The organism is Streptomyces sp. NPDC051020 (assembly GCF_040683105.1).
Lineage (GTDB): Bacteria > Actinomycetota > Actinomycetes > Streptomycetales > Streptomycetaceae > Streptomyces.
In genome coordinates this window covers 121,318-146,728 of record NZ_JBFBCG010000007.1, presented here as the reverse complement: position 1 = coordinate 146,728, position 25,411 = coordinate 121,318, and the positions used below count along the sequence as shown (strand labels likewise).

The following is a 25,411-nucleotide window of genomic DNA, read 5'->3' as shown; positions in this document are numbered from 1 at the left end:
GGGTGCTCAGTGGGCGGGCGAGGTGTGGGGGTCGCCGTGCGGGGTTCGTTCCCCCTGCCGGCCCCCGTCCTGGAACCGGGGCTCCACTCGGGCCCCCGGTTCTCGAACGCCCAACGGACCGAAAGGTCACCCGGGGCGGTCAGGTCTCCGTCAAGTAACGCTGGAGCGTCGGTGCGACCATGGCGATGATCTTCTCGGGGTCCGCCGAAGCCAGCGGCTCCGCCTGGATCACGTACCGCAGCATCACGATCCCGAGCATGTGCGACGCGGCCAGTTCCGCACGGAACGTCGGGTCCGGTACGTCCAGCGCCTCCGCGATCCGCTCCAGCAGCCGTCGCAGGACGAAGCCGCGCAGGACCTTCGCCGCCCCTTCGTGCGTCAGGGCGGAGCGCATGATCGCCAGCAGAGGGGCTCTGGACGCCGGGTTCTCCCACACGCCGATGAAGTAGCGGGCCAGCCGCTCCCCCAGGCCGTCCGTGCCCATGCCCAGGACGGACGGGATCACCAGGGCGGGTTCGAAGGAGACCTCGATCGCCGCCGCGAAGACCTCGTCCTTCGTACCGAAGTAGTGGTGGACGAGTGCGGCGTCGACGCCTGCCGCCCTGGCGATGCCCCGGATCGACGTCTTGTCGTAGCCGCGTTCGGCGAATTCGGTACGGGCCGCTTCCAGGATGCGTTCGCGGGCGCCGGGGCCGGTGTCTGCCGTCGTACGGGCGGGGCGGCCTCGGCGCTTCGGGCGCTCGGGGGGTGTGTGCGCCGTGCCCTCCCCGCCGGTGTTCCCGCCCGTCCTGCCGGGGGTCATGAGCGCGGGACCTGCGCCGACGAGGACGCCAGGTGGAGCCGGGTGAAGGCGAGCGCTTCCGCCAGGTCGGCTTCACGCTCGGCTGCGGACATGGCGCGGCGGGTGTTGACCTCGATGACGACATGGCCGTCAAAGCCCGTACGCGCCAGGCGCTCCAGCAGTTCCGCGCAGGGCTGGTCACCGCGGCCGGGCACCAGGTGCTCGTCCTTGTTGGAGCCCTTGCCGTCGGCGAGGTGGATGTGGGCGAGCCGGTCGCCCATCCGGTCGACCATGGCCATGCCGTCGGTGCGGGCGGTCGCCGTGTGCGAGAAGTCCACGGTGAAGTGGCGGTAGTCGTTGTTGGTGACGTCCCAGTCGGGGGCGTACGCGAGCATCTCGCGGTCCCGGTACCGCCACGGGTACATGTTCTCGACGGCGAAGCGCACATCCGTCTCGTCCGCCATCCGCCAGATGCCGGTGATGAAGTCGCGCGCGTACTGACGCTGCCAGCGGAACGGCGGATGGACGACGACGGTCGTCGCTCCGAGCTTCTCCGCGGCCGCCCGGGCCCGCTGGAGCTTCACCCAGGGATCGGTGGACCAGACCCGCTGGGTGATCAGCAGACAGGGCGCGTGGACGGCGAGAATCGGCACCTGGTGGTAGTCCGAGAGGCGTCGCAGCGCCTCGATGTCCTGGCTGACGGGATCGGTCCAGACCATGAGCTCGACACCGTCGTAGCCCAGACGTGCGGCAATCTCGAAGGCCGTCGCCGTCGACTCCGGATAGACGGAAGCCGTCGACAGGGCGACCTTCGCATCCGGGATGCGCACCACTGGTTCTGCCACGCAGACAGCGTACGGGGCAGGTGTGCGCGCCACCGAGGCGTCGGGACGGAAAGTGAGAAGGGCCATGACTCCGCGCCCGGCGTTCCGCGCTCCCCCGTCGCCCCGGCCCCTGGGCGGAACGCGCGGTCAGTTCAGGGCGGCGGACGCCGCCGTCGGGAGGTGGTCCAGGCGGCGCAGGATCACTCCCTCGCGCAGCGCCCACGGGCAGATCTCCAGCTCCTCCACACCGAAGAGATCCATCGCCCCCTCGGCGACCATCGCCCCGGCGAGCAGCTGCGCGGCCCGCCCCTCGGAGACACCGGACAGCCGGCCGCGCTGGTCGGCTGTCATGGCCGCCAGCTTGGGCACCCATTCCTCCAGGGCCTTCCGGGTGAGGACGCGCTGCACGTAGAGACCCTCGGCGGAGCGCGCGGCGCCCGCGATCCTGGCGAGCTGCCTGAACGTCTTGGAGGTCGCCACGACGTGGTCGGGGCTGCCGAAGCGGCTGAACTCGCCGACCGTACGGGCGATGCTGGCCCGCACGTGGCGGCGCAGCACCTTCACCTCCGTCGGGTCCGGCGGGTCGTGCAGCAGCCAGCCGGCGGTGAGGCGCCCGGCCCCGAGCGGCAGCGACACGGCGGCGTCGGGCTCCTCGTCGATGCCGTACGCGATCTCCAGCGAGCCGCCGCCGATGTCGAGGACCAGCAGCTTCCCCGCCGACCAGCCGAACCAGCGGCGGGCCGCGAGGAAGGTGAGCCGGGCCTCCTCCTCGCCGCTGAGGACGGCGAGATCGACGCCCGTCTCCTCCCGTACCCGGGTCAGCACATGGTCGGCGTTGCTCGCTTCCCGCACCGCGGACGTGGCGAACGGCAGCACGTCCTCGCAGCCCTTGTCCTCGGCGGCCAGCAGCGCACCGGCGATCGTCGACACGAGCCGGTCCACGCCCTGGGGGCCGATCGCTCCGTCCGCATCGAGAAGTTCGGCCAGGCGCAGCTCCGCCTTGTGCGAGTGCGCGGGCAGCGGGCGGGCGCCTGGATGTGCGTCCACCACCAGCAGATGAACCGTGTTCGACCCCACGTCGAGGACTCCGAGTCTCATACGCGGAACGCTACTGCTCCTGCGGACTTACCCTTGGCCCGTGGCAAAGACGAAAAAGGCGAAGCCGGGCAAAGTCACGAAGAAACAGAGAACGAAGCGGGAGATGCAGCAGCCGGAAATGACCGGGCCTGACCGGTCCGAAGACGAGAAGGGGATCGACTTCGCACGCGCCTGGGTCGAGTTCCCCGATCCCGCGGACGACGAGCAGATCTTCCGCTGCGACCTGACCTGGCTGACCTCCAGGTGGAACTGCATCTTCGGCAGTGGCTGCCAGGGCATCCAGGCGGGCCGTGCGGACGACGGATGCTGCACGCTGGGTGCGCACTTCTCCGATGAGGACGACGAGAAACGGGTGGCGGACCACGTCTCCCGGCTGACGCCGGAGCTGTGGCAGTTCCACGACGTCGGTACGGAGACGGGCTGGGTCGAGGTCGATGACGACGGCGAACGCCAGACGCGCCGCTGGAAGGGGTCCTGCATCTTCCAGAACCGGCCCGGATTCGCGGCCGGAGCCGGGTGCTCGCTGCACATCCTGGCGCTGCGCGAGGGCAGGGAGCCCCTGGAGACCAAGCCGGACGTGTGCTGGCAGCTGCCGATCCGGCGGACGTACGAATGGATCGACCGCCCCGACGACACGCGCGTGCTCCAGGTCTCGATCGGCGAGTACGACCGCCGGGGCTGGGGTCCGGGCGGTCACGATCTGCACTGGTGGTGCACGTCGGCGACCTCGGCGCACGGGGCCGGGGAGCCGGTCTACGTCTCCTACCGGCCCGAGCTCACCGAGCTGATGGGCAAAGAGGCGTACGAGCGGCTGGTCGAGCTGTGCGAGGAGCGGTTGTCCTCGCTGCTGCCGATGGCGCCGCATCCGGCGGATCCGGTAGGACCCGCCAAGGCCCAGGGGACCAGTGGCCCGCTGGGCTGAGGGCCGACGGGCCGAGGTCGGCTTTCAGCCCGTCGGCGCCGGGCCGGACGGGCTCGTCCCGGGGTCGGACGGGCTGGGCGAGTTCGACGGGTCCGGTGACGGTGACTGAGTCGGGTCCGGCGGCGAGGGCGTGGGCTCCGTCGGGTCCGGCGACGGGGCAGTCGGTGACGGGGCCGGCGGCGAGGATGTGGGCTCCGTCGGGTCCGGCGACGGGGCCGTGGGACCGGGTGAGGACGGCGGCGGGGCGGACGGGCCGCCGGACGACGTCGCTCCGTACCCGCTGATCGCCACCGCCGAGCCCGATGGGGCGAGGCCGATACGGGCACCCCAGGCACCCGCCGGTTCCCTCCTGTGGTCGACAAGGACGCGGATCGTCACGCTCTCACCTGCGGCAAGAGTGCCGGAGGACCTGCTGAGGCGCAGCCAGGGCGCATCCGCCCGCGCCGACCAGGCCACGGGCGCGCCGCCCGAGGCGGTCAGCGTGATCAGCGTCGCGCCGCCGGAGGAACGGGCCGTGACCCGGATCCTGCCGGGGCCGTGCCATCCCGTCGCCAAGCTGACGACCTCGGCGGAGACATCCGGTGTACGGCTGCCGTCCTTGAAGCGGGCGCCGGGCTCGGGGCTGGCGTTGCCCGCGTTCTCGTAGCGGTCGTGCGGGTCGCCGTCGAGACCGCGCCGGTCGTCCGTCCCGGCTGCGGTGACCGGCGCTCCGTCGTGCCCCTCGCCGGTCAGCGGCGCCCCCCGGTAGGCGGACCACAGGGCAATCACGGGGGCGGCGACAACCGTCGCCACCACCGTCGTCGTCACGACCCTCGCCCGGAGACGGTCCCGGCGCGCGGCGTGGTCCTTGGGGTCCATCGGGAAGCCCGCACGGTCGAAGCGCGGACTGCCGGACCGATTCCTCTGGGCATGGATCATCGCGACGCATGCGGACGGCCGCGGCGCCTCCACGATCGGCAGCGCGGCCGCAGGGGTCAAGACACCGCCCGGCCAGGGGCCCTCGGCGCCCGCCCGTTCGGCGGCGCGACGGCAGCGGGGGCAGTCGTCGACGTGACCGACGAGTTCGCGGCGCAGGGCAGCGGAGAGCAGGACCCGGTGGTCGCCGGTGAGGCGGGCGACGGTGGGACAGTTGCCGGTCTCGACGACGGCGAGAGCGGCGCGGGTGCGTTCCACCTCGCAGGCCGCGGCGGCGAGGATCTCGTGGGCGGTCGCGGGTTCGAGGCCGAGGACGGCGGCCACGGCGCTCGGGGCGAGGCGGTGGCGTACGGCCAGTTCGAGCGCTTCGCGTTGTTCGGGGGTGGTGCCGGCCGCTTCGGGCCAGGCGAGCTGCGCGAGTTCTCGGCGGTGCGCTTCGGCGGCCGGGGCGGAATCGGGGGTCGGAGCGGCGGCGGTCGTGACGCCCGCCCCGCTGGTGGCCGGGGGTGGGGTGACGGCCGGGAGCGTACGGTTTTCCGGATGCGCCCCCCTGGGGGACTCCCCGCCCGACTGCTTCCCCGGCTGCCGGCGATGCGCCTGACGACCCCGTTTCTGCTCGGCGAGCTTGCGCAGGCACGTCCACCTGGCCAGCGCGTACAGCCAGGTTTTACGTTCCTCCTCACCCGCCGGGCACCGCCCGTCCTGCCGTTCCGCGATGGCGAGCACAGTCCCGAGCGCCTCGACGGCGCCGTCGTGGTCGCAGAGCACGGAGAGGCAGTAGGTGAACAGGCCGTCGAGATGCGGCTCGTAACGGGCGGGCGGTCTCCGCGGCGACGAGTGGGGCGCACGGTGCTGCGTCCGGTGTGCGCCGGTAGTGGATGTGGAGGGCTCCAACCTGCTGCTCGTCACCCGGCGACCGTAGGCAGGGCAAGGCACGTTCTTGGCGTCTCTTGCCCACTATTAACCCTTACGGGTGAACGTATCGCTCAAAATGGGACAGGAGCCCCTGATTCCGCCGGAGCCTCCTCTCCGTTCCCTGCCACCGCGACCGCCCGGGCACCCGCGCCGGGCGGTGTTGTCAGTCCTCACCTATACGGTGGCGCCATGGCTGCCCGTACGAAATCCGCGAAGGACCGGCCGTCCTATCGCTGCACCGAATGCGGCTGGACCACCGCCAAGTGGCTCGGCCGCTGCCCCGAATGCCAGGCATGGGGGACGGTCGAGGAATTCGGCGGTGTCCCTGCCGTACGGACGACGGCGGCCGGCCGCGTGAGTACGGCCGCTCTCCCCATCGGCCAGGTCGACAGCCGGCAGGCCACCGCCCGGTCGACCGGTGTCGACGAGCTGGACCGGGTGCTCGGCGGCGGGCTGGTCCCCGGCGCTGTGGTGCTGGTCGCGGGCGAGCCGGGCGTGGGCAAGTCGACGCTCCTGCTGGACGTGGCAGCCAAGGCAGCCAGTGACGAGCACCGCACCCTCTATGTCACCGCGGAGGAGTCCGCGAGCCAGGTGCGGCTGCGTGCCGACCGCATCCGCGCGATCAACGACCACCTGTACCTCGCGGCCGAGACCGACCTCTCCGCGGTCCTCGGCCATCTGGACGCGGTCAAGCCGTCCCTGCTCATCCTCGACTCCGTACAGACCGTCGCCTCGCCCGAGATCGACGGTGCGCCCGGCGGTATGGCGCAGGTCCGGGAGGTCGCCGGAGCGCTCATCCGCGCCTCCAAGGATCGGGGCATGTCCACGCTGCTGGTCGGCCACGTCACCAAGGACGGCGCGATCGCCGGACCGCGGCTGCTGGAGCATCTCGTCGACGTGGTGCTGTCCTTCGAGGGCGACCGTCATGCGCGCCTCCGGCTGGTCCGCGGCGTGAAGAACCGGTACGGCGCGACGGACGAGGTCGGCTGTTTCGAACTGCACGACGAGGGCATCACCGGCCTCGCCGACCCGTCCGGGCTCTTCCTCACCCGGCGCGACGAACCCGTACCCGGCACCTGTCTCACGGTCACCCTGGAGGGACGTCGTCCGCTCGTCGCCGAAGTGCAGGCGCTGACGGTCGATTCGCAGATCCCGTCGCCCCGGCGCACCACCTCCGGGCTCGAGACGTCCCGGGTCTCGATGATGCTGGCCGTTCTGGAGCAGCGCGGCCGGATCAGCTCGCTCGGAAAGCGGGACATCTACAGCGCGACGGTCGGCGGTGTGAAGCTCTCCGAGCCCGCCGCCGACCTCGCGGTCGCACTGGCGCTGGCCAGCGCGGCAAGCGACACACCACTGCCCAAGAACCTGGTGGCGATCGGCGAAGTGGGCCTCGCGGGCGAGGTCAGACGCGTGACCGGGGTGCAGCGCAGACTGGCCGAGGCACACCGGCTGGGCTTCACCCACGCGCTGGTTCCGACCGACCCGGGGAAGGTCCCGGCCGGTATGAAGGTCACGGAAGTCGCCAACATGGGCGACGCGCTGAGAGTACTCCCGCGCCGGTCTCGTACGGAGGCCCCACGGGAGGACAACGCGCGCCGGTAGACTTTGCCCTGGTCTCGCCCGTCCGTACGAACGGTATGAGGGACGTAAGGGCACCGCAAACCTGTAACCGGAGGAGTGCAGTGGCAGCCAACGACCGGGCAGCATCGCCCGGAAAGTCCGGCCAAGGCACCGGTAACGAGGCGCTGATGCGCGCCTCACTGAGCGCCGTCGCACCCGGAACGGCCTTGCGGGACGGCCTGGAGCGCATTCTCCGTGGCAACACCGGCGGGCTGATCGTGCTGGGCATGGACAAGACGGTCGAGTCCATGTGCACCGGCGGCTTCGTGCTGGATGTCGAGTTCACCGCGACGCGACTGCGCGAGCTCGCCAAGCTCGACGGGGCACTGATCCTCGACAAGGACATGAGCAAGATCCTCCGGGCCGGCGTGCAGCTGGTCCCGGACGCCTCCATCCCCACCGAGGAGACCGGAACCCGCCACCGCACGGCGGACCGGGTCTCCAAGCAGTGCAACTTCCCTGTCGTCTCGGTCTCGCAGTCGATGCGTCTGATCGCGCTGTACGTGGACGGGGAGCGCCGGGTCCTGGAGGAGTCCGCCGCGATCCTGTCGCGCGCCAATCAGGCCCTCGCCACGCTGGAGCGGTACAAGCTCCGGCTCGACGAGGTGGCGGGCACGCTCTCCGCGCTGGAGATCGAGGACCTGGTGACGGTCCGCGATGTGACGGCCGTCGCACAGCGGCTGGAGATGGTGCGCCGAATCGCGACCGAGATCGCCGAGTACGTGGTGGAGCTGGGCACCGACGGCAGGCTTCTCTCGCTCCAGCTCGACGAGTTGATCGCGGGCGTCGAGCCGGAGCGCGAGCTGGTCGTGCGCGACTATGTGCCGGAGCCGACCGCGAAGCGGTCCCGTACCGTCGCGGAGGCGCTGACCGAGCTGGACGCGCTCACTCACACCGAGTTGCTCGAACTGCCCGTCGTGGCACGGGCCCTGGGGTACAGCGGCTCACCCGAGACCCTGGACTCGGCGGTCTCGCCGCGCGGCTTCCGGCTGCTGGCGAAGGTGCCGCGACTGCCCGGGGCGATCATCGACCGGCTCGTGGAGCACTTCGGAGGACTGCAGAAGCTGCTCGCTGCGAGCGTGGACGATCTCCAGACGGTGGACGGAGTCGGCGAGGCGCGGGCGCGGAGCGTGCGCGAGGGGCTCTCGCGGCTGGCCGAGTCGTCGATTCTTGAGCGGTACGTCTAGGCCCTGTCCGGCCGATCTTCGTGGGCCCGCGACGTCCGGCACGGCACCTCGCCGCGTTGTCTTCAGTCGCCCGAGTACGCCCAGTACGAGGACGATCCTCCGCCTTGCGATGCACCGCACCGGACGCCGCAGGCTGATCCACGAAGATCGACCGGACAGGACCTAGGGGGCGGCTCTCACGTCGGCTCGGGGCCCGGTCGGTTGACCGGGCCCCGACGTGCGTGTGGGACCGTGTTCACGTCCCGCTCAGCACGCCGGCACCTGGCGGGCCGATCCTGCGCGAGCCGGTCTTTCCCGTCGGCCGTTCGCGTCAGCTCCTCGCGGACTCACCCTTCTCGAACCGGCCCTTCGTACACCGGCACTTCGCACGCGGGCCTTGCGCGTCAGTCCTTCCCGAGCACGAACGACGCACGCTGCAGGGGCTCGCCGGATGCCTTCGCCTCGACGAGGTACGTACCCGGACCCACGGATCCCGCGGTTGGCGTCGCGCACTGCGGAGCGCTCTTCTGCCGGTCCCACTCCACGGTGTGCACGATGGTCGCGCCCGCCGGGACCTCCAGCAGCACACTGCCCGCGTTGCGCGGGCAGTCCTTGGAGGACCACACCTCGGCGTCGTCGCCACCGGCCTCGGTGATGGTGAGCACGGCACTCTTCGGTCCGAAGTCGGCCTTGCAGGCGGTGGACGACGTGTTCTTGGCGATCAACCGGAACTTCGGCTTCTCTCCGGGGCCGTACTTGAGCTCGGTGCGCAGGGTCAACTGCAGTGCGGAAGCGGTGCAGTCGGGGATCGAGGAGCCGGCCGGGACCGGTCGGCCCTCGGTTCCGCCGCCGGACGCGCTGCCGGATTCCGATCCGGTGCCGGGGTCGCCGTTGCTGCTGTCGTCTGTCCCGCCCGTGGTGTCTTCGGAGCCCGCGTCGGTACCGTCGCCGCCGCCGTCGGTGGTGCCCGACTCGTCGCGCCCGCCCGGCTGTTGGCTGTAGGCCGGTCCGGAACTGGCGGGTCCAGGACCGATGGAGTGCGCGGGACCGGACCCGTTGGGCCGGGAATCGTCCTTGTTCCCCTTGCTCCCATCGGAGGTGACGGCCCATACGATCAGCAGCGCGAGCAGCGCAACCAGCGTCGCCGCTACAGCCCTCCGCCGCCAGTAGATGGTGGAGGGAAGCGGCCCGATCGGATTGCGCAGAGATCCCACGGCGCAAACTGTACGAGAGATCCACGCCAACTCCCGCCCCTACCCGCCGCTCCAGCCCCCAAGTTTTGCGGATCATCATCATGGGGTGGCTGGATTTCGACCCCAACTCTCGTCAGGTGCGGCCGCCGACGATCGCGCAATGTGACGACCGCGCACCTTTGCCTACGGTCAGTCACATGAAGAGTTCGACCGCCGAGGCCGCGTACAGGGACATCACCGACTTCGCGCACGGCGCGCCACCCTGGGTGCGGCATCTCGCCGAAATATGGACGGACCGCGGGCTGCTGATCTTCGGCGTGCTGTTCGTCGCGGGCTGGTGGCAGGCACGCGGAGAGCATGCGGCGGTCCTGGCCCACTCGGTGCTTGCGCCCCTCGCGACGGCGGTCGGCCATGTGGTTCAGTGAGGTGCTCAAGACGGTCGTGGACGAGGAGCGCCCCTGTCGTGCGGTTGTCGGCGCGGCAGTCTCGTCGACGCTCTCTGCCCGCCGACGGGCGACTGGTCGTTCCCGGGCAATCACGCGGCCATAGCCGGCGCCGCCGCTGTCGCACCGGCGTGCGCCCGGCCGCGCGCGGCCTGGTTCACCGTGCCGATGGCGCTGCTGATGGCGCTCTCCCGGGTCTGTGCCGGGGTGCGCTGTCCGCACGATGCCGCGGCGGGGCCGCTGGTGGGCGGATCCGTGGCGGCGCTGGTGACCGTCCTGCTGTCCCGTCCGACGCGCTCGCTCGCCCGGACGGTGCGGGACAGCCGGGCATCCCTCGCTGTCTGGATATCCGGCCCGGGGGCGGGCGGCCAGGCCCGGGGCCACACAGCACAGGCCGCTGGTCGGACCGGGGCCTGAGCGGAAGCCCGGGCGGCAGTCCGGGCGAAGGCGCTGACCGGATCTCATCGTGGGGGCAGACGGGTGGCGCTATCACCCCAAGGGCCCTCAAGCGGGGCGACACCACCGTGGCCATGACCATCGTCTGCCCTTCCGTGTCAGGATCGACATGCGATGACTGCCATGACTGCGACACAGACGCCCCCCACATCCCTCCACGCTCCCGTGATCGGGTGGTTCGACCAGCACGCCCGCGATCTGCCCTGGCGCCGCCCCGAGGCGGGCGCCTGGGGTGTGATGGTGAGCGAGTTCATGCTGCAGCAGACCCCCGTCAACCGGGTCATCCCGGTGTACGAACAGTGGCTGGCCCGCTGGCCGCGCCCCGCCGACCTGGCCGCCGAGCCGCCCGGTGAAGCGGTCCGCGCGTGGGGCCGGCTCGGTTACCCGCGGCGTGCGCTGCGGTTGCACGGCGCCGCGCAGGCAATAACGGAACGGCACGGCGGCGACGTACCGAGCGAGCACAGCCAGTTGCTCGCACTGCCCGGGATCGGTGAGTACACAGCGGCGGCCGTGGCCTCGTTCGCGTACGGGCAGCGGCATCCCGTGCTCGACACGAACGTCCGCCGGGTGTTCGCCCGGGCCGCGACCGGCATTCAGTACCCGCCGAACGCGACCACCGCCGCCGAGCGGAAGCTCGCCCGCGCGCTCCTCCCCGACGAGGACGACCGCGCGGCCCGCTGGGCGGCAGCCACGATGGAACTCGGCGCGCTCGTCTGCACCGCCAAGAACGAGGACTGCACGCAATGCCCGATCGCGACGCAGTGCGCCTGGCGGCTGGCCGGGAAACCCGCGCACGAGGGGCCTCCGCGCCGCGGTCAGGCCTACGCCGGTACGGACCGGCAGGTACGCGGACGGTTGCTCGCCGTTCTGCGTGAGGCGGTGACCCCGGTGTCGCAGGCGGCACTGGACACCGTGTGGGACGAGCCGGTGCAACGGGCACGGGCGCTGGACGGCCTGGTCGCCGACGGCCTGGTCGAACCGCTGCCGGGCGGCCAGTACCGGCTTCCGCAGAGCTAGGGCGTGTTTCGAAAGTGGCGTCGTCCGCCCGTAGGGCGGGCGGCGGAGGGTCGCCCCGATACTCGGCGTAGCGGGGCGAGCCCGACAACGCAGCGAGCGTGCGTGCCAGGCGTCGCCTGGCAGACGGGACTTTCGAAACACGCCCTAGTGCCGGATCAGGGCCGCGACGCCTGGCACGGCCCTGATCCGCCGGACACCCTCTGGGAGCAGAGCAGGAAGGTCTTCCCCTCCGCTGTTACACAACCGATGGACAGCCGTGCGTCGGCGTATGGCTGCTCCGCACAACGCCGTGACAACCGCTCCGTAACGTCTCCGAACGTCAGCCACGCACCAGTGACCGGCAGAGGACAAACGGGGATCGACGGGGACGGAGGCGGTTGGAATGGCGCAGGGCGAGGTGCTCGAATTCGAAGAGTACGTACGCACCCGGCAGGACGCACTGCTGCGCAGTGCGCGCCGCCTGGTCCCCGACCCGGTGGACGCTCAGGACCTGCTGCAGACCGCCCTGGCCCGTACCTTCGGCCGCTGGGACGGCATCGCCGACAAGTCCCTGGCCGATGCCTACCTGCGCCGCGTCATGATCAACACCCGTACGGAGTGGTGGCGGGCCCGCAAGCTGGAGGAGGTGCCCACCGAGCAGCTGCCCGACGCCAGCATCGAGGACGGCACCGAGCAGCGCGCCGACCGTGCTCTCCTGATGGACGTCCTGGGTGTGCTGGCTCCCAAGCAGCGCAGCGTCGTCGTGCTGCGACACTGGGAGCAGATGAGCACGGAGGAGACGGCCGCGGCGCTCGGTATGTCGGCCGGTACGGTGAAGAGCACGCTGCACCGTGCGCTGGCTCGGCTGCGCCAGGAACTGGAGAGCCGTGAGGCCATGAGCAGGGAAGCCAGGATCCGTGAGGCCCAGGGCCACACGGCGGGCGACCGGGCTCCTGCCACCGTCGCCGCGCAGCGTGCGCGGACAGGGGCGCAGCTCCGCGGACAGGCGGACCGGCGTCATGACGAACGGGGGCGGGAGCGGTGCGCGGCCTGACAGGCAGCGGTGAACACGGGGACGGCAGAAGCGGTACCACCGGCGGGGACACGGCGACCGGCGGAAGCGGGGCGACCCGCAGCGGTGGTCGTCGGCGGACCCGGTGGGCTGCGAGCAGTACGGCACTGGTCGGGCTCGCCGTTCTGGCGCTGCTCACCGTCAGCTGTTCCACCGGTGGTACGGGAACCCGTGACGAGGGCCCGGCAGGCTCCCAGCCGGCCGCCCAGGTCACGGCTTCGGCCACCGCGCCGTCCACGGCAAAGACCACCCCGCGGGTCGATCCTGTCCAGCTGGTCAAGCGGGACTCCCGGGTGAGCGAGCGGGTCAGGACGGACCTGAAGCCCTGCACGGGTCACGAGTACCCGGTCGACTCCTCGTACGGCAGGCTGACGGGCGGCTCCGCGCCGGACATCGTGGTGAATGTGATGACCTGCGGCGACGCGGTGGGTGTCGGCACCTACGTGTACCACCGGCAGAGCAACGGCACGTACAAGAACATCTTCACCACCGAGCAGCCCGCGGTCTACGGCACCATCGACCGGGGCGAGCTGGTCGTGACGACGCAGGTGTACGAGAAGAAGGACGCGGTCGCGTACCCGTCGGGCGAGGAAGTGGTCACGTACCGCTGGGCCGGCAACCGGTTCGCCGAGCACGACCGGGTGCACAACGACTTCAACAGAGCCGTCGGCAACGGAGAAGGGGATTTTCCGGAGCCCACGGAACCGACGAAAAACTGAGAGCAGTCGATGGCCGAGACCCACGTCCTGTTCGTCGAGGACGACGATGTCATCCGCGAGGCCACCCAGCTGGCGCTGGAGCGTGATGGTTTCGCGGTCACCGCGATGCCCGACGGCCTCTCCGGTCTGGAGGCGTTCCGGGCCGACCGGCCGGACATCGCCCTGCTCGACGTGATGGTGCCGGGCCTGGACGGGGTCAGTCTGTGCCGTCGTATTCGCGACGAGTCGACCGTGCCCGTGATCATGCTGTCCGCCCGCGCCGATTCGATCGACGTGGTTCTCGGCCTGGAGGCCGGCGCCGACGACTACGTCACCAAGCCGTTCGACGGCGCTGTTCTGGTCGCCAGGATCCGAGCCGTGCTGCGCCGCTTCGGCCATGCGTCGGGCGGGCAGCAGGGCGGCGCGGAGACGGAGTCGAAGCCCGTCGGCGGGGTGCTGGTCTTCGGCGACCTGGAGATCGACACCGAGGGCATGGAGGTACGCAAGGGCGGCGTACCCGTGGCGCTGACCCCGACCGAGATGCGGCTGCTGCTGGAGTTCTCCTCCGCGCCCGGCACGGTGCTCTCGCGCGACAAACTGCTCGAACGGGTCTGGGACTACGGCTGGGGAGGAGACACCCGGGTCGTGGATGTCCATGTGCAGCGGCTGCGTACCAAGATCGGGCAGGACCGGATCGACACGGTCCGCGGTTTCGGCTACAAACTCAAGCCATGAAGCGGCTGGCACTGCGGACGGGGGTCCGCTGGAAGATCAGTATCGCGATCGCCGCAGTGGGCGCGCTCATCGCCGTGGCGCTGAGCCTCGTCGTCCACAACGCCGCCCGCGTCTCGATGCTGGAGAACGCCCGTGAGGTCCAGCTGGAGCGGCTGACATACGCGCAGCTGCTGTATGAGGCGACGAAGACGAAGAAGGCCGATCCCAAGTTCGGCGCCAAGCTCAACGACCCGACGATGCCGCAAAGCCTGCGGGCGGAGATCCGTAAGAACCGGCGGGCCACGCATGTCGACGAGTACGGGAACGGGGTGCCCGATGTGTGGGCCGCCGTGCCGCTGGCCAATGGCGACGTGCTGTCCCTGCACACCCGCTTCGCGAACCGTTCCGCCACGATCATGGGCGATCTCGACCGGGCTTTGATCATCGGCTCCGTCTCGGTGGTGTTCGGTGGCTGTGCGTTGGGCGTGCTGATCGGCGGACAGCTGTCACGCAGGCTGCGCAAGGCGGCGGCCGCGGCCGGCAAGGTCGCGCAGGGCCAAACGGAGGTACGGGTCCGAGAGGCCATCGGAGGGGTCATCCGGGACGAGACCGACGAGCTGGCCCGCGCGGTGGATGCCCTGACGGACGCGCTGAACGAACGGATCGAGGCGGAGCGCCGGGTCACCGCGGACATCGCGCACGAGCTGCGCACCCCTGTGACCGGGCTGCTGACCGCCGCCGAGCTGCTGCCGCCGGGCCGCCCCACCGAGCTCGTACGGGACAGGGCGCAGGCGATGCGCACGCTCGTCGAGGACGTGCTGGAGGTGGCCAGGCTGGACAGTGCCTCGGAGCGTGCCGAGCTGCAGGAGATCGCATTCGGCGAGTTCGTCAGCCGCCGGATCGCGCTGATGGATCCCGATGTGCGGGTCCGGGTGGTGCACGAGTCGTGGGTCAACACCGATCCGCGCCGACTGGAGCGCATCCTCGGCAATCTGCTGGGGAACGCCGCGAAGCACGGCTCCACTCCGGTGGAGGTCACGGTCGAGGGACGGGTGGTGCGCATCCGCGATCACGGGCCCGGTTTCCCGGAGGACCTGCTGCGCGAGGGCCCGAGCCGGTTCCGTACCGGAAGCAGCGACCGCTCCGGGCGCGGGCACGGCCTGGGGCTGACGATCGCGGCCGGTCAGGCCCGGGTGCTCGGCGCCCGGCTGACGTTCCGCAACGCGGCGCCGCAGGGCGCGGCGGAGGGGACCGGCGGGGCGATCGCCGTGCTGTGGCTGCCGGAGCACGCGCCGACGAACACCGGCAGCTTCCCGATCGTGCACCTCGCCGAACAGCGCAGGCCCGAGAGCTCGCGGGCGGTCGCGCCGTCGGACGGCACACCGTTCGACAGCTGATCCGGCCGGGCAGCGACGAAAGGGGCCCTGGGGCGCGCGGTCCGCGCGCCCCAGGGCCCCTGGTCACTGTCGGGTCAGACGCTCTCGCTCTGCTTGGCGTCGGCCACCGGCTCCGGTGCCTCCACGCCGCTCTCGGCGGTGGGCTAGGACTTTGCCTCCGGGCCCGCCCCCCGCAGCGGTACCTCCTTGACGAACAGCGCCGCCACCAGCGCGATCAGACCGACCGATGCGCCGACCAGGAAGGCGATGTGGGTTCCGGACGACACCGCGAACTGGTATGCCTCACGCACCGCGTCCGGCAGCTTCGCCAGGCTCGCCGCGTCCAGCTGCGCGGACTTCGAGGTGGCTGCTCCGCCACCGCGGGCCACCATCTCGTCCTGCACTCGTCCGGTGAACAGCGCACCCATGATCGCGACGCCGAAGGAGCTGCCGAGCGTACGGAAGAGGGTGGTCGCGGAGGAGGCGACGCCCATGTCCTTCAGCTCGACGCTGTTCTGCGCGACGAGCATCGTGATCTGCATCAGGAAGCCCATGCCCGCGCCGAGGACCGCCATGTAGACGCCGGAGGTGAAGCGGGTGGTGCCGGTGTTCATCTGCGAGAGCAGGAACAGGCCGGCCACCATCAGGATGGAGCCGACGATGGGGAAGATCTTGTACTTGCCGCTGCTGGTGGTGACCCGTCCGGCGATCAGTGAGACGACCATCATCGACAGCAGCATCGGCAGGAGCAGCAGACCGGAGTTGGTCGCGGACGCACCCTGGACGGACTGCTGGAACAGCGGCAGGAAGAGCACCGCTCCGAACATCACGAAGCCGGACATGAAACCGACGACCGACATCAGTGTGAAGTTGCGGTTGCGGAAGATGTGCAGCGGAATGATCGGTTCTGCGGCCTTCGTCTCCACGAAGAGGAAGCCGACGAGCGAGACGACACCGATCGCGATGAGCTCCATGATCACGGCGGAGCCCCACGCGTACTCCGAACCGCCCCAGGTGGTGACCAGCACGATCGCGGTGATGCCGAGAGTCAGCAGCCCGGCGCCGAGGTAGTCGACCTTCGCCGGGGTGCGCTTCCTGTTCGGCAGGTGCAGTACGGCGGTGACCATGGCGAGGGCGACGGCACCCAACGGCAGGTTGATGTAGAAGCTCCAGCGCCAGCCGAGGTGGTCGGTGATGGTGCCGCCGACGAGTGGCCCGCCGATCATGGCGATCGCCATCACACCGGCCATCATTCCCTGGTACTTGCCGCGCTCGCGGGGCGGCACCAAGTCACCGATGATGGCCATGACACCGACCATCAGGCCGCCCGCGCCGAGCCCCTGGACCGCGCGGAAGCCGATCAGCTGGCCCATGTCCTGGGCCATGCCGCTCAGCACGGAGCCGATCAGGAAGAGCACGATGGACGTGAGGAAGATGCCCTTGCGTCCGTACATGTCGCCGAGCTTGCCCCAGATCGGGGTCGAGGCCGCGGTGGCCAGGGTGTACGCGGTGACGACCCAGGACAGATGCTCCAGGCCCCCGAGGTCACCGACGATGGTCGGCATGGCGGTGCCGACGATCAGGTTGTCGAGCATGGCCAGCAGCATGGTGATCATCAGGGCGAGCATCACCACCCGGACGCTGCGCTGCTGCGGTTCGGGTGCGGCGGGCGGCTCGTCGGCAGTCTTCTCGGCTGCTCGGCCGCCCGGCTTCCCGCCCGCCGCCTTCTTCAGGTCCGACATGGTTCCCCACTCCCCTGATCCCCTGTTAGCCGGACCCTTACTTGCCGCCCGGCTAGTTGACTACACTGGGGAAAGTAGACCCGTAACTAGCCGGGCGTCAAGCAAGTTCTTTGGGGAGCGCACCATGGGCAGCACACCGCAGCCACGCCGGGGCAATACGCGCCAGCGTATTCAGGACGTCGCCCTGGAGCTCTTCGCCGAGCAGGGCTACGAGAAGACCTCACTGCGCGAGATCTCCGAGAAGCTGGACGTCACCAAGGCGGCGCTGTACTACCACTTCAAGACCAAGGAAGACATCCTCATCAGCATCTTCGAGGACCTCAACCGGCCCGTCGAGGAGCTGATCGCCTGGGGCAAGGAACAGCCGCGCACCCTGGAGACGAAGAAGGAGATCCTGGTCCGCTACAGCGGCGCACTGGCCGCGGCGGCGCCGCTCTTCCGGTTCATGCAGGAGAACCAGGCGACCATACGGGATCTCAGCATCGGAGAGACCATCAAGGGCCGCATCGTGACCCTCGTCGATCTGATCAAGGAGCCCGACGCGTCGCTGACCGACCAGGTGCGCTGCTTCACCGCACTCTTCGCGCTGCACGCGGGCATGTTCGCCCTCAAGGACTCCGACGGCGACCCCGAGGACAAGCGCAAAGCCGTCCTCGAAGTCGCCTTCGATCTCATCACCCAAGCTCACAGCCCGGGCCCCACGAGCTAGTGCCGCGACCGGCAAGGTTTGCCCGTCAAGGAGCGGCGGCCAGTGCGTGTGATCGCAAGGCGGCCGAAAAGCCCTTGAATGGGGTCTCCCCTGCTCGAACGAAGTTGAGAGCCTGGGGAAGGAGCTACCTGGGCTTTTGGCCAACGCCGCGAGCGCGCGTGCCGGGCGTCGCGACGGGGCAAACCTTGCCGGTCGCGGCACTAGGACGTGTTTCGAAAGTGGCGTCGCCCGCCCGGCGCGAGCGGGTCCGGGCCGTGGTGGCGGTCGTCAGGTCGGGTCAGACCGTGACGCCCTGCCGGTGCAGGAACGAGACCGGGTTGATCGCCGAACCGTAGTTGGCGGTGTGACGGATCTCGAAGTGCAGGTGCGGGCCGCTGGAGTTACCGGTGTTGCCCGAGAGGGCGATCTTCTCGCCCGTGCTCACGGTCTGGCCTATGCGCACGTCGATCCGCGACAGGTGCGCGTACTGCGAGTACGTGCCGTTACCGTGCTTGATCACGATGGCGTTGCCGTACGCGGGACCGTCGCCGCCGCCGTTCGGGCCGGCCTTCACGACGGTGCCGGAGTGCGCGGCCTTGACCGTGGTCCCGATCGGCACGGCGAAGTCCTGGCCGGAGTGCTTGTGAGCCCAGCGGCTGCCGTCAGTGCCGAAGGAGGCGCTCAGCGTGTAGTGGCGGACCGGCGTCATCCAGGAGGCCGCCTTGCCGGCGGCTTCCTTGGCAGAGCCGCGTGCGGCCTGCTGCGCCGCAGAGGCCTTCTTGATCGCCGCCTTGGCCTGCGCGGCCGCCTGCGCGGCGACCGAGTCGGCCGCTGTATTGCCGATCAGATTCGCGGTGTCGGGGGCGCTCGCCGGGGCGGCCGCGAACGCAGCGCCCGCACCGAGAACCATCGACGTCCCCAGGCCGGCTGCCACTACGGCGCCACGGACACGGGACATGGACGGGCGGCGGGAGTGCTGGAACGTAACGCGCTTCGACATAAGCGGGGATCCTCCGGATGCGAGTGGGCCCGGCTTGTCCGCCGGGCCGGCCATCCCTTGGTAACCCGCCACCCCACTTGCGCCCAAATACCCCATCTACGAAGAAAAGCCGTATTCGTGCCCCAGGGAACTCATTACCGCGGGCCCGGGATCCTCGACACGCAACTCAGCCGAATCTCCTCGACTGAACAGGTTTAACCCCAGCTCAAAACAGCCAGAAACGGGCATGTTGCAGCGTTTCGGGCCTCCCCTTCCGTCGCACCGAAGGTCCCGTTCCACCGCGCGGCGAAGGCCCCTTCCGCGATCACGACCCCGTCTCCTATGCCTCATAGGAGGGGGCCAAGGGGGTGTGCGCCTTGTCACTACCGACGGGGCCGAAGACCGTCCGATTCGGGACATTCGGCATACAACCTGACTGCGCTGTCACGGTAGGCGCTCAGCTCCCGGGGCGGGGAGCGCGATGACCAGCGACCGCACTGACCCGGCCTGAGTGGTGGAGGCGGGCGCCGACGCGTCCCGTGCGACGGGCCGCACCCGCAAGGCCTCCCCCACCCTGGCGGCCGGCCACTGCGGCCGCCGTGAACACCCCGCTCTGGTCAACGGACTGCTGGATGTGGAACCCGGGTTCATCGTGCTTCCGGCGGCACGGCGAAGGGGCTGCCCCCGGAACCGTACGAAACGGTCCCGGGGCAGCCCCTTCGGATGCTCGGACGCTCAGCGCGCCCTTACACGTCCTTCGTCAGGTTCGGGCCGGCGCCGCCTGCCGCCTGCTCGATCGGCGGGACGTCGGGCAGCGCCGACTTCTCCTCGCCGCGGAAGGTGAACTTCTTCTCCTCGCCCTCGCCCTCGGTGCCGACGACCACGATGTGACCGGGGCGCAGCTCACCGAAGAGGATCTTCTCGGAGAGGATGTCCTCGATCTCGCGCTGGATCGTCCGGCGCAGCGGCCGGGCGCCCATCACGGGGTCGTAGCCCTTCTTCGCCAGGAGCGACTTGGCTTCCGAGCTGAGCTCGATGCCCATGTCGCGGTCCTTCAGGCGCTCGTCCACCTTGGCGATCATGAGGTCGACGATCTGGATGATGTCTTCCTCGGTGAGCTGGTGGAAGACGACCGTGTCGTCGACACGGTTGAGGAACTCTGGACGGAAGTGCTGCTTGAGCTCTTCGTTGACCTTGTTCTTCATCCGCTCGTAGCCGGTCTTGACGTCGCCCTGGGCGGCGAAGCCCAGGTTGAAGCCCTTGGAGATGTCCCGGGTCCCGAGGTTGGTCGTCATGATGATGACCGTGTTCTTGAAGTCCACGACCCGGCCCTGGGAGTCGGTCAGGCGACCGTCTTCCAGAATCTGGAGCAGGGAATTGAAGATATCGGGGTGGGCCTTCTCGACCTCGTCGAAGAGGACGACGGAGAACGGCTTGCGGCGCACCTTCTCGGTGAGCTGGCCGCCCTCTTCGTAACCCACGTAACCGGGGGGAGAACCGAAGAGGCGGGAAACCGTGTGCTTCTCGCTGAACTCCGACATGTCGAGGGAGATCAGCGCGTCCTCGTCGCCGAAGAGGAATTCGGCGAGCGTCTTGGAGAGCTCGGTCTTACCGACACCGGACGGGCCGGCGAAGATGAACGAGCCACCGGGGCGCTTCGGGTCCTTCAGACCGGCTCGCGTACGGCGGATCGCCTGCGAGAGGGCCTTGATGGCGTCCTTCTGGCCGATGACGCGCTTGTGGAGCTCGTCTTCCATGCGCAGCAGTCGGGAGGACTCCTCCTCCGTCAGCTTGAAGACCGGGATGCCGGTGGCAGTGGCCAGGACTTCGGCGATGAGCTCGCCGTCGACCTCGGCGACGACGTCCATGTCGCCGGCCTTCCACTCCTTCTCCCGCTTGGCCTTCGCCGCCAGCAGCTGCTTCTCCTTGTCGCGGAGGGACGCTGCCTTCTCGAAGTCCTGGGAGTCGATGGCCGACTCCTTGTCACGGCGGACACCCGCGATCTTCTCGTCGAACTCGCGGAGGTCCGGCGGCGCGGTCATCCGGCGGATACGCATCCGGGAACCGGCCTCGTCGATCAGGTCGATCGCCTTGTCCGGCAGGAAGCGGTCCGAGATGTAGCGGTCGGCCAGCGTCGCGGCCTGGACCAGCGCCTCGTCCGTGATGGAGACGCGGTGGTGGGCCTCGTAGCGGTCGCGCAGACCCTTGAGGATCTCGATGGTGTGCGGCAGCGACGGCTCCGCGACCTGGATGGGCTGGAAGCGGCGCTCGAGAGCGGCGTCCTTCTCCAGGTGCTTGCGGTACTCGTCGAGCGTCGTCGCACCGATCGTCTGGAGCTCACCTCGCGCCAGCATGGGCTTGAGGATGCTGGCGGCGTCGATCGCGCCCTCGGCGGCGCCCGCACCCACGAGGGTGTGGAGCTCGTCGATGAACAGGATGATGTCGCCGCGGGTGCGGATCTCCTTGAGGACCTTCTTCAGGCGCTCCTCGAAGTCACCGCGGTAGCGGGAACCGGCGACCAGCGCGCCGAGGTCGAGGGTGTAGAGGTGCTTGTCCTTGAGGGTCTCGGGCACCTCGCCCTTGACGATGGCCTGCGCCAGGCCCTCGACGACCGCCGTCTTGCCGACGCCGGGCTCGCCGATGAGGACCGGGTTGTTCTTGGTACGGCGGGAGAGCACCTGCATGACCCGCTCGATCTCCTTCTCGCGCCCGATGACCGGGTCGAGCTTGGATTCGCGAGCAGCCTGGGTGAGGTTCCGGCCGAACTGGTCGAGCACCAGGGAAGTGGAGGGCGTGCCCTCCGCGGGGCCGCCTGCGGTGGCCGCCTCCTTGCCTCCCGAGTACCCGGAGAGCAGCTGGATGACCTGCTGCCGCACCCGGTTCAGGTCGGCGCCCAGCTTCACGAGGACCTGGGCGGCGACGCCCTCGCCCTCGCGGATCAGGCCGAGCAGGATGTGCTCCGTGCCGATGTAATTGTGGCCAAGCTGAAGGGCCTCGCGGAGCGACAGCTCCAGGACCTTCTTGGCTCGGGGAGTGAAGGGGATGTGCCCGGACGGGGCCTGCTGGCCCTGACCGATGATCTCCTCCACCTGCTGGCGGACCGCCTCGAGCGAAATCCCGAGGCTCTCCAGGGCCTTAGCGGCGACACCCTCACCCTCGTGGATAAGGCCCAGGAGGATGTGCTCGGTGCCGATGTAGTTGTGGTTGAGCATCCGGGCTTCTTCCTGAGCCAGGACGACAACCCGCCGCGCGCGGTCGGTGAACCTCTCGAACATCGTTAATCGCTCCTCAGAGCGGTCAGGCAGTAAGGGGTCGGTCCCCTCCCTGTCCTTCCGCAGCTTAGTCCCGCAAGCGGGGACCGCTCATTCCAACTGCCGACACCCGTCCTTGGCCTCCTGCCCCGAACGCCGACAACTGCTCCAACCCGATGGTGCGAGACGATGTTCCCGCAGGCCAGGCAGATACCCCTATCGCCAGTACGCCGATGGCGAACGTGAGACGTGCCGAGCCGCGTGTCGCCCCTCCCCACTAGGGATGTTCTTACCCGCAATTACAGACAGTCCATGCGGCTCGCGCCGGTTCCCTCCGCTACGGGCGAACATTCTTGCGCCCGGAAATGCGCTCGTACACTCCCATCCACCCCCGTCGTGGACACGCTATGCACACATTTGCCGACTCTGCGTAACCCTTGAGGCCGCTCAGCAGTTCTTCGGGCATGGCCCTCACCGTCCCGCCCCCACGCGCAGCGCTCGCCGGCGAGCGCAACGGTGACTGTGCGTGGTGGTACGAGCACGAACTCGGCTGGCCGACAGAAGGGACCGCTCCGGTGCAGTTGCCGACCGGGCTGCGGTTCGATGTCCTGGAACTGCCTGCGGCCGCGGGGTACGCGGCGCTGCGGCGATTGGGGCACACGGGGCCCGTGGCGCTGACGGGGCGGACCATGGGGCTGCTGGTGGCCGCGGGGAGCGCCGACGAGCTGCCGGGACTGCTCGACTGGCTGGAGTGGGGCGGGGTCTCCCTCGCGCTGACCGCCGTCGGTACGGGCGGGAAGATCATTGCACCGACGCCGCCCGGCTGGACTCCTCGCTCGCCGGGGGCCGCCGCATGGCTGCGGCCCCCCGAGCTGCGGCACGAGGGGAAGCCGGAGCTCCCGGCCCTCGCCGGCCTCGGGAGCAGGGGTGGGGGTGCTCCCGATCTCGTACGGCTCGTGGACGCGGTGGCAACGGAATGCCACCGTGCCCGGTTGATGCATGCCCGGACGGGGCGGACGACAACGGTGCAACCGGCAGTGGAGCTGTCGGCAAAGGAACTGTCGACGGATCGGTCGGCAGTTCAGCCGTTGGCCTTCTCGTAAGCCTCGCGGATCTCTGCCGGAACACGACCACGGTCATTCACATTGTGACCGTTCTCGCGCGCCCACTTACGGATCTCGGCGGTGTCCTTGTTGCCACCAGTAACGGCGCGACCCTTGCCACGACCCGCCGCGGCACGGCCGCCGGTACGCCGGCCACCCTTGGTGTACGGCTCAAGAAGACCACGGAGCTTGTCCGCGTTGGTCGTGGTGAGGTCAATCTCGTACGTCTTGCCATCCAGAGCGAACGTCACCGTCTCGTCCGCCTCGCCACCGTCGAGGTCATCGACAAGAAGGACCTGAACCTTCTGTGCCACCGGATTTCCTTTCATCGAAAATGCAGTACGCGGAAAGGAAACCGCTTTTCCCCGGAAAACACAAACCCCTGGGAGAGGTTCAGGAGCGCAAGAACACGGGAAACATGCGCGATTCGGACATAGGGTTCCGGCACCTTCCGACGGTCACAGGTGCAGAAGCATCCGGCTGTTACCCAAGGTGTTCGGCTTCACCCGTTCGAGACCGAGGAACTCTGCTACGCCCTCGTCATAGGAACGCAGCAGCTCGCTGTAGACATCTGTGTCGACCGGCGTCTCTCCGATCTCCACGAAGCCGTGCTTGGCGAAGAAGTCGACTTCGAAGGTGAGACAGAAAACCCGGCGCACACCCAGCCAGCGGGCGGTCTGCAACAGCTTGTCCAGTACTTGATGCCCCACTCCGGCGCCCTTGATACTGTGATCGACCGCGAGAGTACGGACTTCCGCAAGGTCTTCCCACATCACATGGAGTGCGCCGCAGCCGATGACGCGGGCGTCCTCGTCGCGTTCCGCGATCCAGAACTCCTGGATGTCCTCGTAAAGCGTCACCGTCGCTTTGTCGAGCAGGATGCCTTCGCGCACGTACCCGTCGAGGAGACGGCGGACCGAGGGAACATCGCCCGTCCGGGCACGCCGGACGGTGATGGCCGCGTTCATAACCGACGGTTCGGTACGGAAATCCGTATGCGGAAGCTCTGAGGGCATGCCCCGACGCTATCGCCCGGACTCCGTGTCCGTGTCATCGGCCGGGCGATCGCCGGTCTCCGTCAGCTCCGGCGATACGATCCGCATGGCGTCACTGAGTGCTTCCCGCTGCTCGGCGGACATCATGCCGAAGAAGGCGACAAGAGCGGCGGCGGGGTTGTCGCTGTGGGACCAGGCTTCGTTCATCAGTGCGGCCGAGTAGGCGGCGCGGGTGGAGACCGCCGTATATCGATATGCGCGGCCTTCGACTTCCCTGCGCACCCAGCCCTTCTGGTGGAGATTGTCCATTACCGTCATGACGGTCGTGTACGCGATGGACCGTTCCTTCTGAAGGTCCTCAAGGACTTCCCGCACGGTGACCGGACGGTTCCATTGCCAGACCCGTGTCATCACGGCGTCTTCCAGCTCTCCCAATTGGCGAGGCACAGCGTCACCTTAGTGCTAGATGTCTGGAATGGCCGGTTATTTGGGCGACAAAAGGGCGTGCGGCTCCTGATGAGCCGCACGCCCTTCATGCGGTACGCGAGGTGCGGTACGCGCCGTACCGGTCAGACGCCTTCGGTCCGCGGTGCCTGCTGCGCCGCCTCGGCGCCGCTGAGCGCCGAGTCCACGGCCGCGTCCTCCTTGGCCTTGTTCGGGCCGCCCTGGCTCTTGACGATCGTCACGACGAGGCCGATGAAGAAGGCGGCCATCACCACGGGGGGCACGAGCGCGGATACGTAGTCCATGGGATCCAGAGTAGCGATCCCGGTACGGACTTCCGCGCGACCCCTCCGTCGTCCGGCGCGGCTACCCCGCGGCGCGTTGCTGCGGGGGCGGGACGGGCCGGCGGCGGGGCGGGAAGACTTCCGAGGGCTTCGGGGCGGGGCGTTCGGACGGCGGCACGGGACGGGCCGGGGCCGCCGGGGTCTTCGGCTTTTCGGGTTCCGCGGTCGCGGCCCGGCCGCCGGGGAGGGCGAGCAGGCGGCCGCGTGGGGCGGGTGCTGTCGCGGGTACGGCGCGTCCGGCGAGACGGGCCCGCACCGACCGCTCGGCGAGCACGTGGCAGCGCTCCAGGAGCGCTGCGGCAACCGGTCTGCCCCGTTGGGTGCGCAGGGCGGCCAGATCCTCCGGGCGGGGGTCGTATCCGGCGGCCAGGGCATCCTGGAGCAGCTCCAGATAGTTGGTGACCGAGCCTGGGAGGGCGTCGCGGTAGCGGACGAGGTCGGCGAGGAGGAACGCACGCAGCCGTCCCGCCTCCCCGGCCGCCTCGTCCAGGGAACTCGCGAGCCGCAGGCAGTCCTGGACGTCCTCGTCGGGCAGGGGCGTGGGGCGGAGGGCGTTGGCGAGGGCGCGTCGGAGCACACGCAGCTCGTCCGCGCTGAACGCCATACCGCCGCGTGATCCGTAAGGCGTGGGCATAACGCGACAATACGTGCTAAATGGACAAAATCTGTTTAGCTG

Annotated in this window: 25 protein-coding genes; 12 read left to right on the top strand and 13 right to left on the bottom strand. The window is 69.5% G+C overall.

Translation table 11 applies throughout. From position 1 onward, the window contains the following. Positions 1-139: 139 nt before the first annotated feature. From AB0N06_RS06560 to AB0N06_RS06550, 3 genes are all read right to left on the bottom strand, one after another. Complete coding sequence (locus AB0N06_RS06560) at positions 140-802, bottom strand: TetR family transcriptional regulator (RefSeq protein ID WP_366133570.1); 663 nt, start codon at positions 800-802, stop codon at positions 140-142. After that, positions 799-1,626: a sugar phosphate isomerase/epimerase gene (locus AB0N06_RS06555; RefSeq protein WP_366133569.1), complete on the bottom strand. Its 828-nt coding sequence runs from the start codon at positions 1,624-1,626 to the stop codon at positions 799-801. Before AB0N06_RS06555 ends, AB0N06_RS06560 begins: the two co-directional genes overlap by 4 nt. Before the next feature lie 126 nt (positions 1,627-1,752). Further along, positions 1,753-2,703, bottom strand: a complete 951-nt coding sequence (locus AB0N06_RS06550) for a Ppx/GppA phosphatase family protein (RefSeq protein ID WP_366133568.1) — start codon at positions 2,701-2,703, stop codon at positions 1,753-1,755. A gap of 40 nt (positions 2,704-2,743) precedes the next feature. Between AB0N06_RS06550 and AB0N06_RS06545 the strand changes: the two genes are divergently transcribed. After that, complete coding sequence (locus tag AB0N06_RS06545) at positions 2,744-3,625, top strand: hypothetical protein (RefSeq protein WP_366133567.1); 882 nt, start codon at positions 2,744-2,746, stop codon at positions 3,623-3,625. Between the two features lie 24 nt (positions 3,626-3,649). On the opposite strand, the gene AB0N06_RS06540 is transcribed toward AB0N06_RS06545, so the two are convergent. Further along, positions 3,650-5,449, bottom strand: a complete 1,800-nt coding sequence (locus AB0N06_RS06540) for a hypothetical protein (RefSeq protein WP_366133566.1) — start codon at positions 5,447-5,449, stop codon at positions 3,650-3,652. 195 nt (positions 5,450-5,644) lie between these two features. On the opposite strand from AB0N06_RS06540, the gene radA reads away from it, so the two are divergent. Both radA and disA read left to right on the top strand, forming a co-directional pair. Further along, positions 5,645-7,057, top strand: a complete 1,413-nt coding sequence (radA, locus tag AB0N06_RS06535; protein WP_345517511.1) for a DNA repair protein RadA — start codon at positions 5,645-5,647, stop codon at positions 7,055-7,057. 80 nt (positions 7,058-7,137) lie between these two features. Next, positions 7,138-8,262, top strand: coding sequence for a DNA integrity scanning diadenylate cyclase DisA (disA, locus tag AB0N06_RS06530; RefSeq protein ID WP_358858745.1), 1,125 nt, complete (start codon positions 7,138-7,140; stop codon positions 8,260-8,262). Between the two features lie 383 nt (positions 8,263-8,645). Here disA and AB0N06_RS06525 read toward each other — a convergent pair whose 3' ends face one another. After that, the gene (locus AB0N06_RS06525) at positions 8,646-9,455 is read right to left on the bottom strand and encodes a hypothetical protein (RefSeq protein WP_366133565.1); all 810 of its coding nucleotides are present in this window, start codon (positions 9,453-9,455) and stop codon (positions 8,646-8,648) included. A 176-nt stretch (positions 9,456-9,631) separates the two neighbouring features. Here AB0N06_RS06525 and AB0N06_RS06520 point away from each other — a divergent pair, with 176 nt between their 5' ends. The 7 genes from AB0N06_RS06520 to cseC all read left to right on the top strand — a co-directional run bounded on the left by AB0N06_RS06520 (position 9,632) and on the right by cseC (position 15,210). Continuing rightward, positions 9,632-9,859: a hypothetical protein gene (locus AB0N06_RS06520; protein WP_366133564.1), complete on the top strand. Its 228-nt coding sequence runs from the start codon at positions 9,632-9,634 to the stop codon at positions 9,857-9,859. A gap of 33 nt (positions 9,860-9,892) precedes the next feature. Next, a complete protein-coding gene (locus tag AB0N06_RS06515) occupies positions 9,893-10,294 on the top strand; it encodes a phosphatase PAP2 family protein (protein WP_366133587.1) in 402 nt (133 codons plus the stop codon). Positions 10,295-10,447: 153 nt separating this feature from the next. Then, the gene (locus tag AB0N06_RS06510) at positions 10,448-11,350 is read left to right on the top strand and encodes an A/G-specific adenine glycosylase (protein ID WP_366133563.1); all 903 of its coding nucleotides are present in this window, start codon (positions 10,448-10,450) and stop codon (positions 11,348-11,350) included. A 382-nt stretch (positions 11,351-11,732) separates the two neighbouring features. Further along, complete coding sequence (locus AB0N06_RS06505) at positions 11,733-12,383, top strand: SigE family RNA polymerase sigma factor (protein ID WP_366133562.1); 651 nt, start codon at positions 11,733-11,735, stop codon at positions 12,381-12,383. Then, a complete protein-coding gene (locus AB0N06_RS06500) occupies positions 12,371-13,120 on the top strand; it encodes a hypothetical protein (RefSeq protein ID WP_366133561.1) in 750 nt (249 codons plus the stop codon). Before AB0N06_RS06505 ends, AB0N06_RS06500 begins: the two co-directional genes overlap by 13 nt. A gap of 9 nt (positions 13,121-13,129) precedes the next feature. Continuing rightward, entirely contained in the window at positions 13,130-13,834 is a 705-nt protein-coding gene (cseB, locus tag AB0N06_RS06495; RefSeq protein WP_366133560.1) for a two-component system response regulator CseB, read from the top strand. Then, positions 13,831-15,210: a two-component system sensor histidine kinase CseC gene (gene cseC, locus AB0N06_RS06490; protein ID WP_366133559.1), complete on the top strand. Its 1,380-nt coding sequence runs from the start codon at positions 13,831-13,833 to the stop codon at positions 15,208-15,210. Before cseB ends, cseC begins: the two co-directional genes overlap by 4 nt. A gap of 143 nt (positions 15,211-15,353) precedes the next feature. Here cseC and AB0N06_RS06485 read toward each other — a convergent pair whose 3' ends face one another. Next, positions 15,354-16,931: an MDR family MFS transporter gene (locus AB0N06_RS06485; protein ID WP_366133558.1), complete on the bottom strand. Its 1,578-nt coding sequence runs from the start codon at positions 16,929-16,931 to the stop codon at positions 15,354-15,356. Between the two features lie 124 nt (positions 16,932-17,055). Between AB0N06_RS06485 and AB0N06_RS06480 the strand changes: the two genes are divergently transcribed. Beyond that, on the top strand, positions 17,056-17,640 hold the full coding sequence (locus AB0N06_RS06480; protein WP_366133557.1) for a TetR/AcrR family transcriptional regulator: 585 nt from the start codon (positions 17,056-17,058) through the stop codon (positions 17,638-17,640). A gap of 277 nt (positions 17,641-17,917) precedes the next feature. Here AB0N06_RS06480 and AB0N06_RS06475 read toward each other — a convergent pair whose 3' ends face one another. Together AB0N06_RS06475 and AB0N06_RS06470 are read right to left on the bottom strand one after the other, a co-directional pair. Next, positions 17,918-18,619, bottom strand: a complete 702-nt coding sequence (locus AB0N06_RS06475) for a M23 family metallopeptidase (RefSeq protein WP_366133556.1) — start codon at positions 18,617-18,619, stop codon at positions 17,918-17,920. A gap of 725 nt (positions 18,620-19,344) precedes the next feature. Further along, positions 19,345-21,873, bottom strand: a complete 2,529-nt coding sequence (locus tag AB0N06_RS06470) for an ATP-dependent Clp protease ATP-binding subunit (RefSeq protein WP_366133555.1) — start codon at positions 21,871-21,873, stop codon at positions 19,345-19,347. Positions 21,874-22,313: 440 nt separating this feature from the next. Between AB0N06_RS06470 and AB0N06_RS06465 the strand changes: the two genes are divergently transcribed. After that, on the top strand, positions 22,314-22,952 hold the full coding sequence (locus AB0N06_RS06465; protein ID WP_366133554.1) for an SCO3374 family protein: 639 nt from the start codon (positions 22,314-22,316) through the stop codon (positions 22,950-22,952). Here the strand turns inward: AB0N06_RS06465 and AB0N06_RS06460 are convergent. The 5 genes from AB0N06_RS06460 to AB0N06_RS06440 form a co-directional block, all read right to left on the bottom strand. After that, the gene (locus AB0N06_RS06460; protein WP_327368168.1) at positions 22,931-23,266 is read right to left on the bottom strand and encodes an Lsr2 family protein; all 336 of its coding nucleotides are present in this window, start codon (positions 23,264-23,266) and stop codon (positions 22,931-22,933) included. The genes AB0N06_RS06465 and AB0N06_RS06460 overlap by 22 nt on opposite strands. 144 nt (positions 23,267-23,410) lie before the next feature. Further along, positions 23,411-23,920, bottom strand: a complete 510-nt coding sequence (locus AB0N06_RS06455) for an amino-acid N-acetyltransferase (RefSeq protein WP_366133586.1) — start codon at positions 23,918-23,920, stop codon at positions 23,411-23,413. Between the two features lie 57 nt (positions 23,921-23,977). Beyond that, a complete protein-coding gene (locus tag AB0N06_RS06450) occupies positions 23,978-24,394 on the bottom strand; it encodes a BlaI/MecI/CopY family transcriptional regulator (RefSeq protein WP_366133553.1) in 417 nt (138 codons plus the stop codon). A 122-nt stretch (positions 24,395-24,516) separates the two neighbouring features. Continuing rightward, positions 24,517-24,696 carry a hypothetical protein gene (locus tag AB0N06_RS06445; RefSeq protein WP_366133552.1) on the bottom strand — a complete coding sequence of 60 codons (180 nt, stop codon included), beginning with the start codon at positions 24,694-24,696 and terminating at the stop codon, positions 24,517-24,519. Between the two features lie 61 nt (positions 24,697-24,757). Continuing rightward, on the bottom strand, positions 24,758-25,339 hold the full coding sequence (locus tag AB0N06_RS06440; protein WP_366133585.1) for a hypothetical protein: 582 nt from the start codon (positions 25,337-25,339) through the stop codon (positions 24,758-24,760). Between the last annotated feature and the right edge of the window lie 72 nt (positions 25,340-25,411).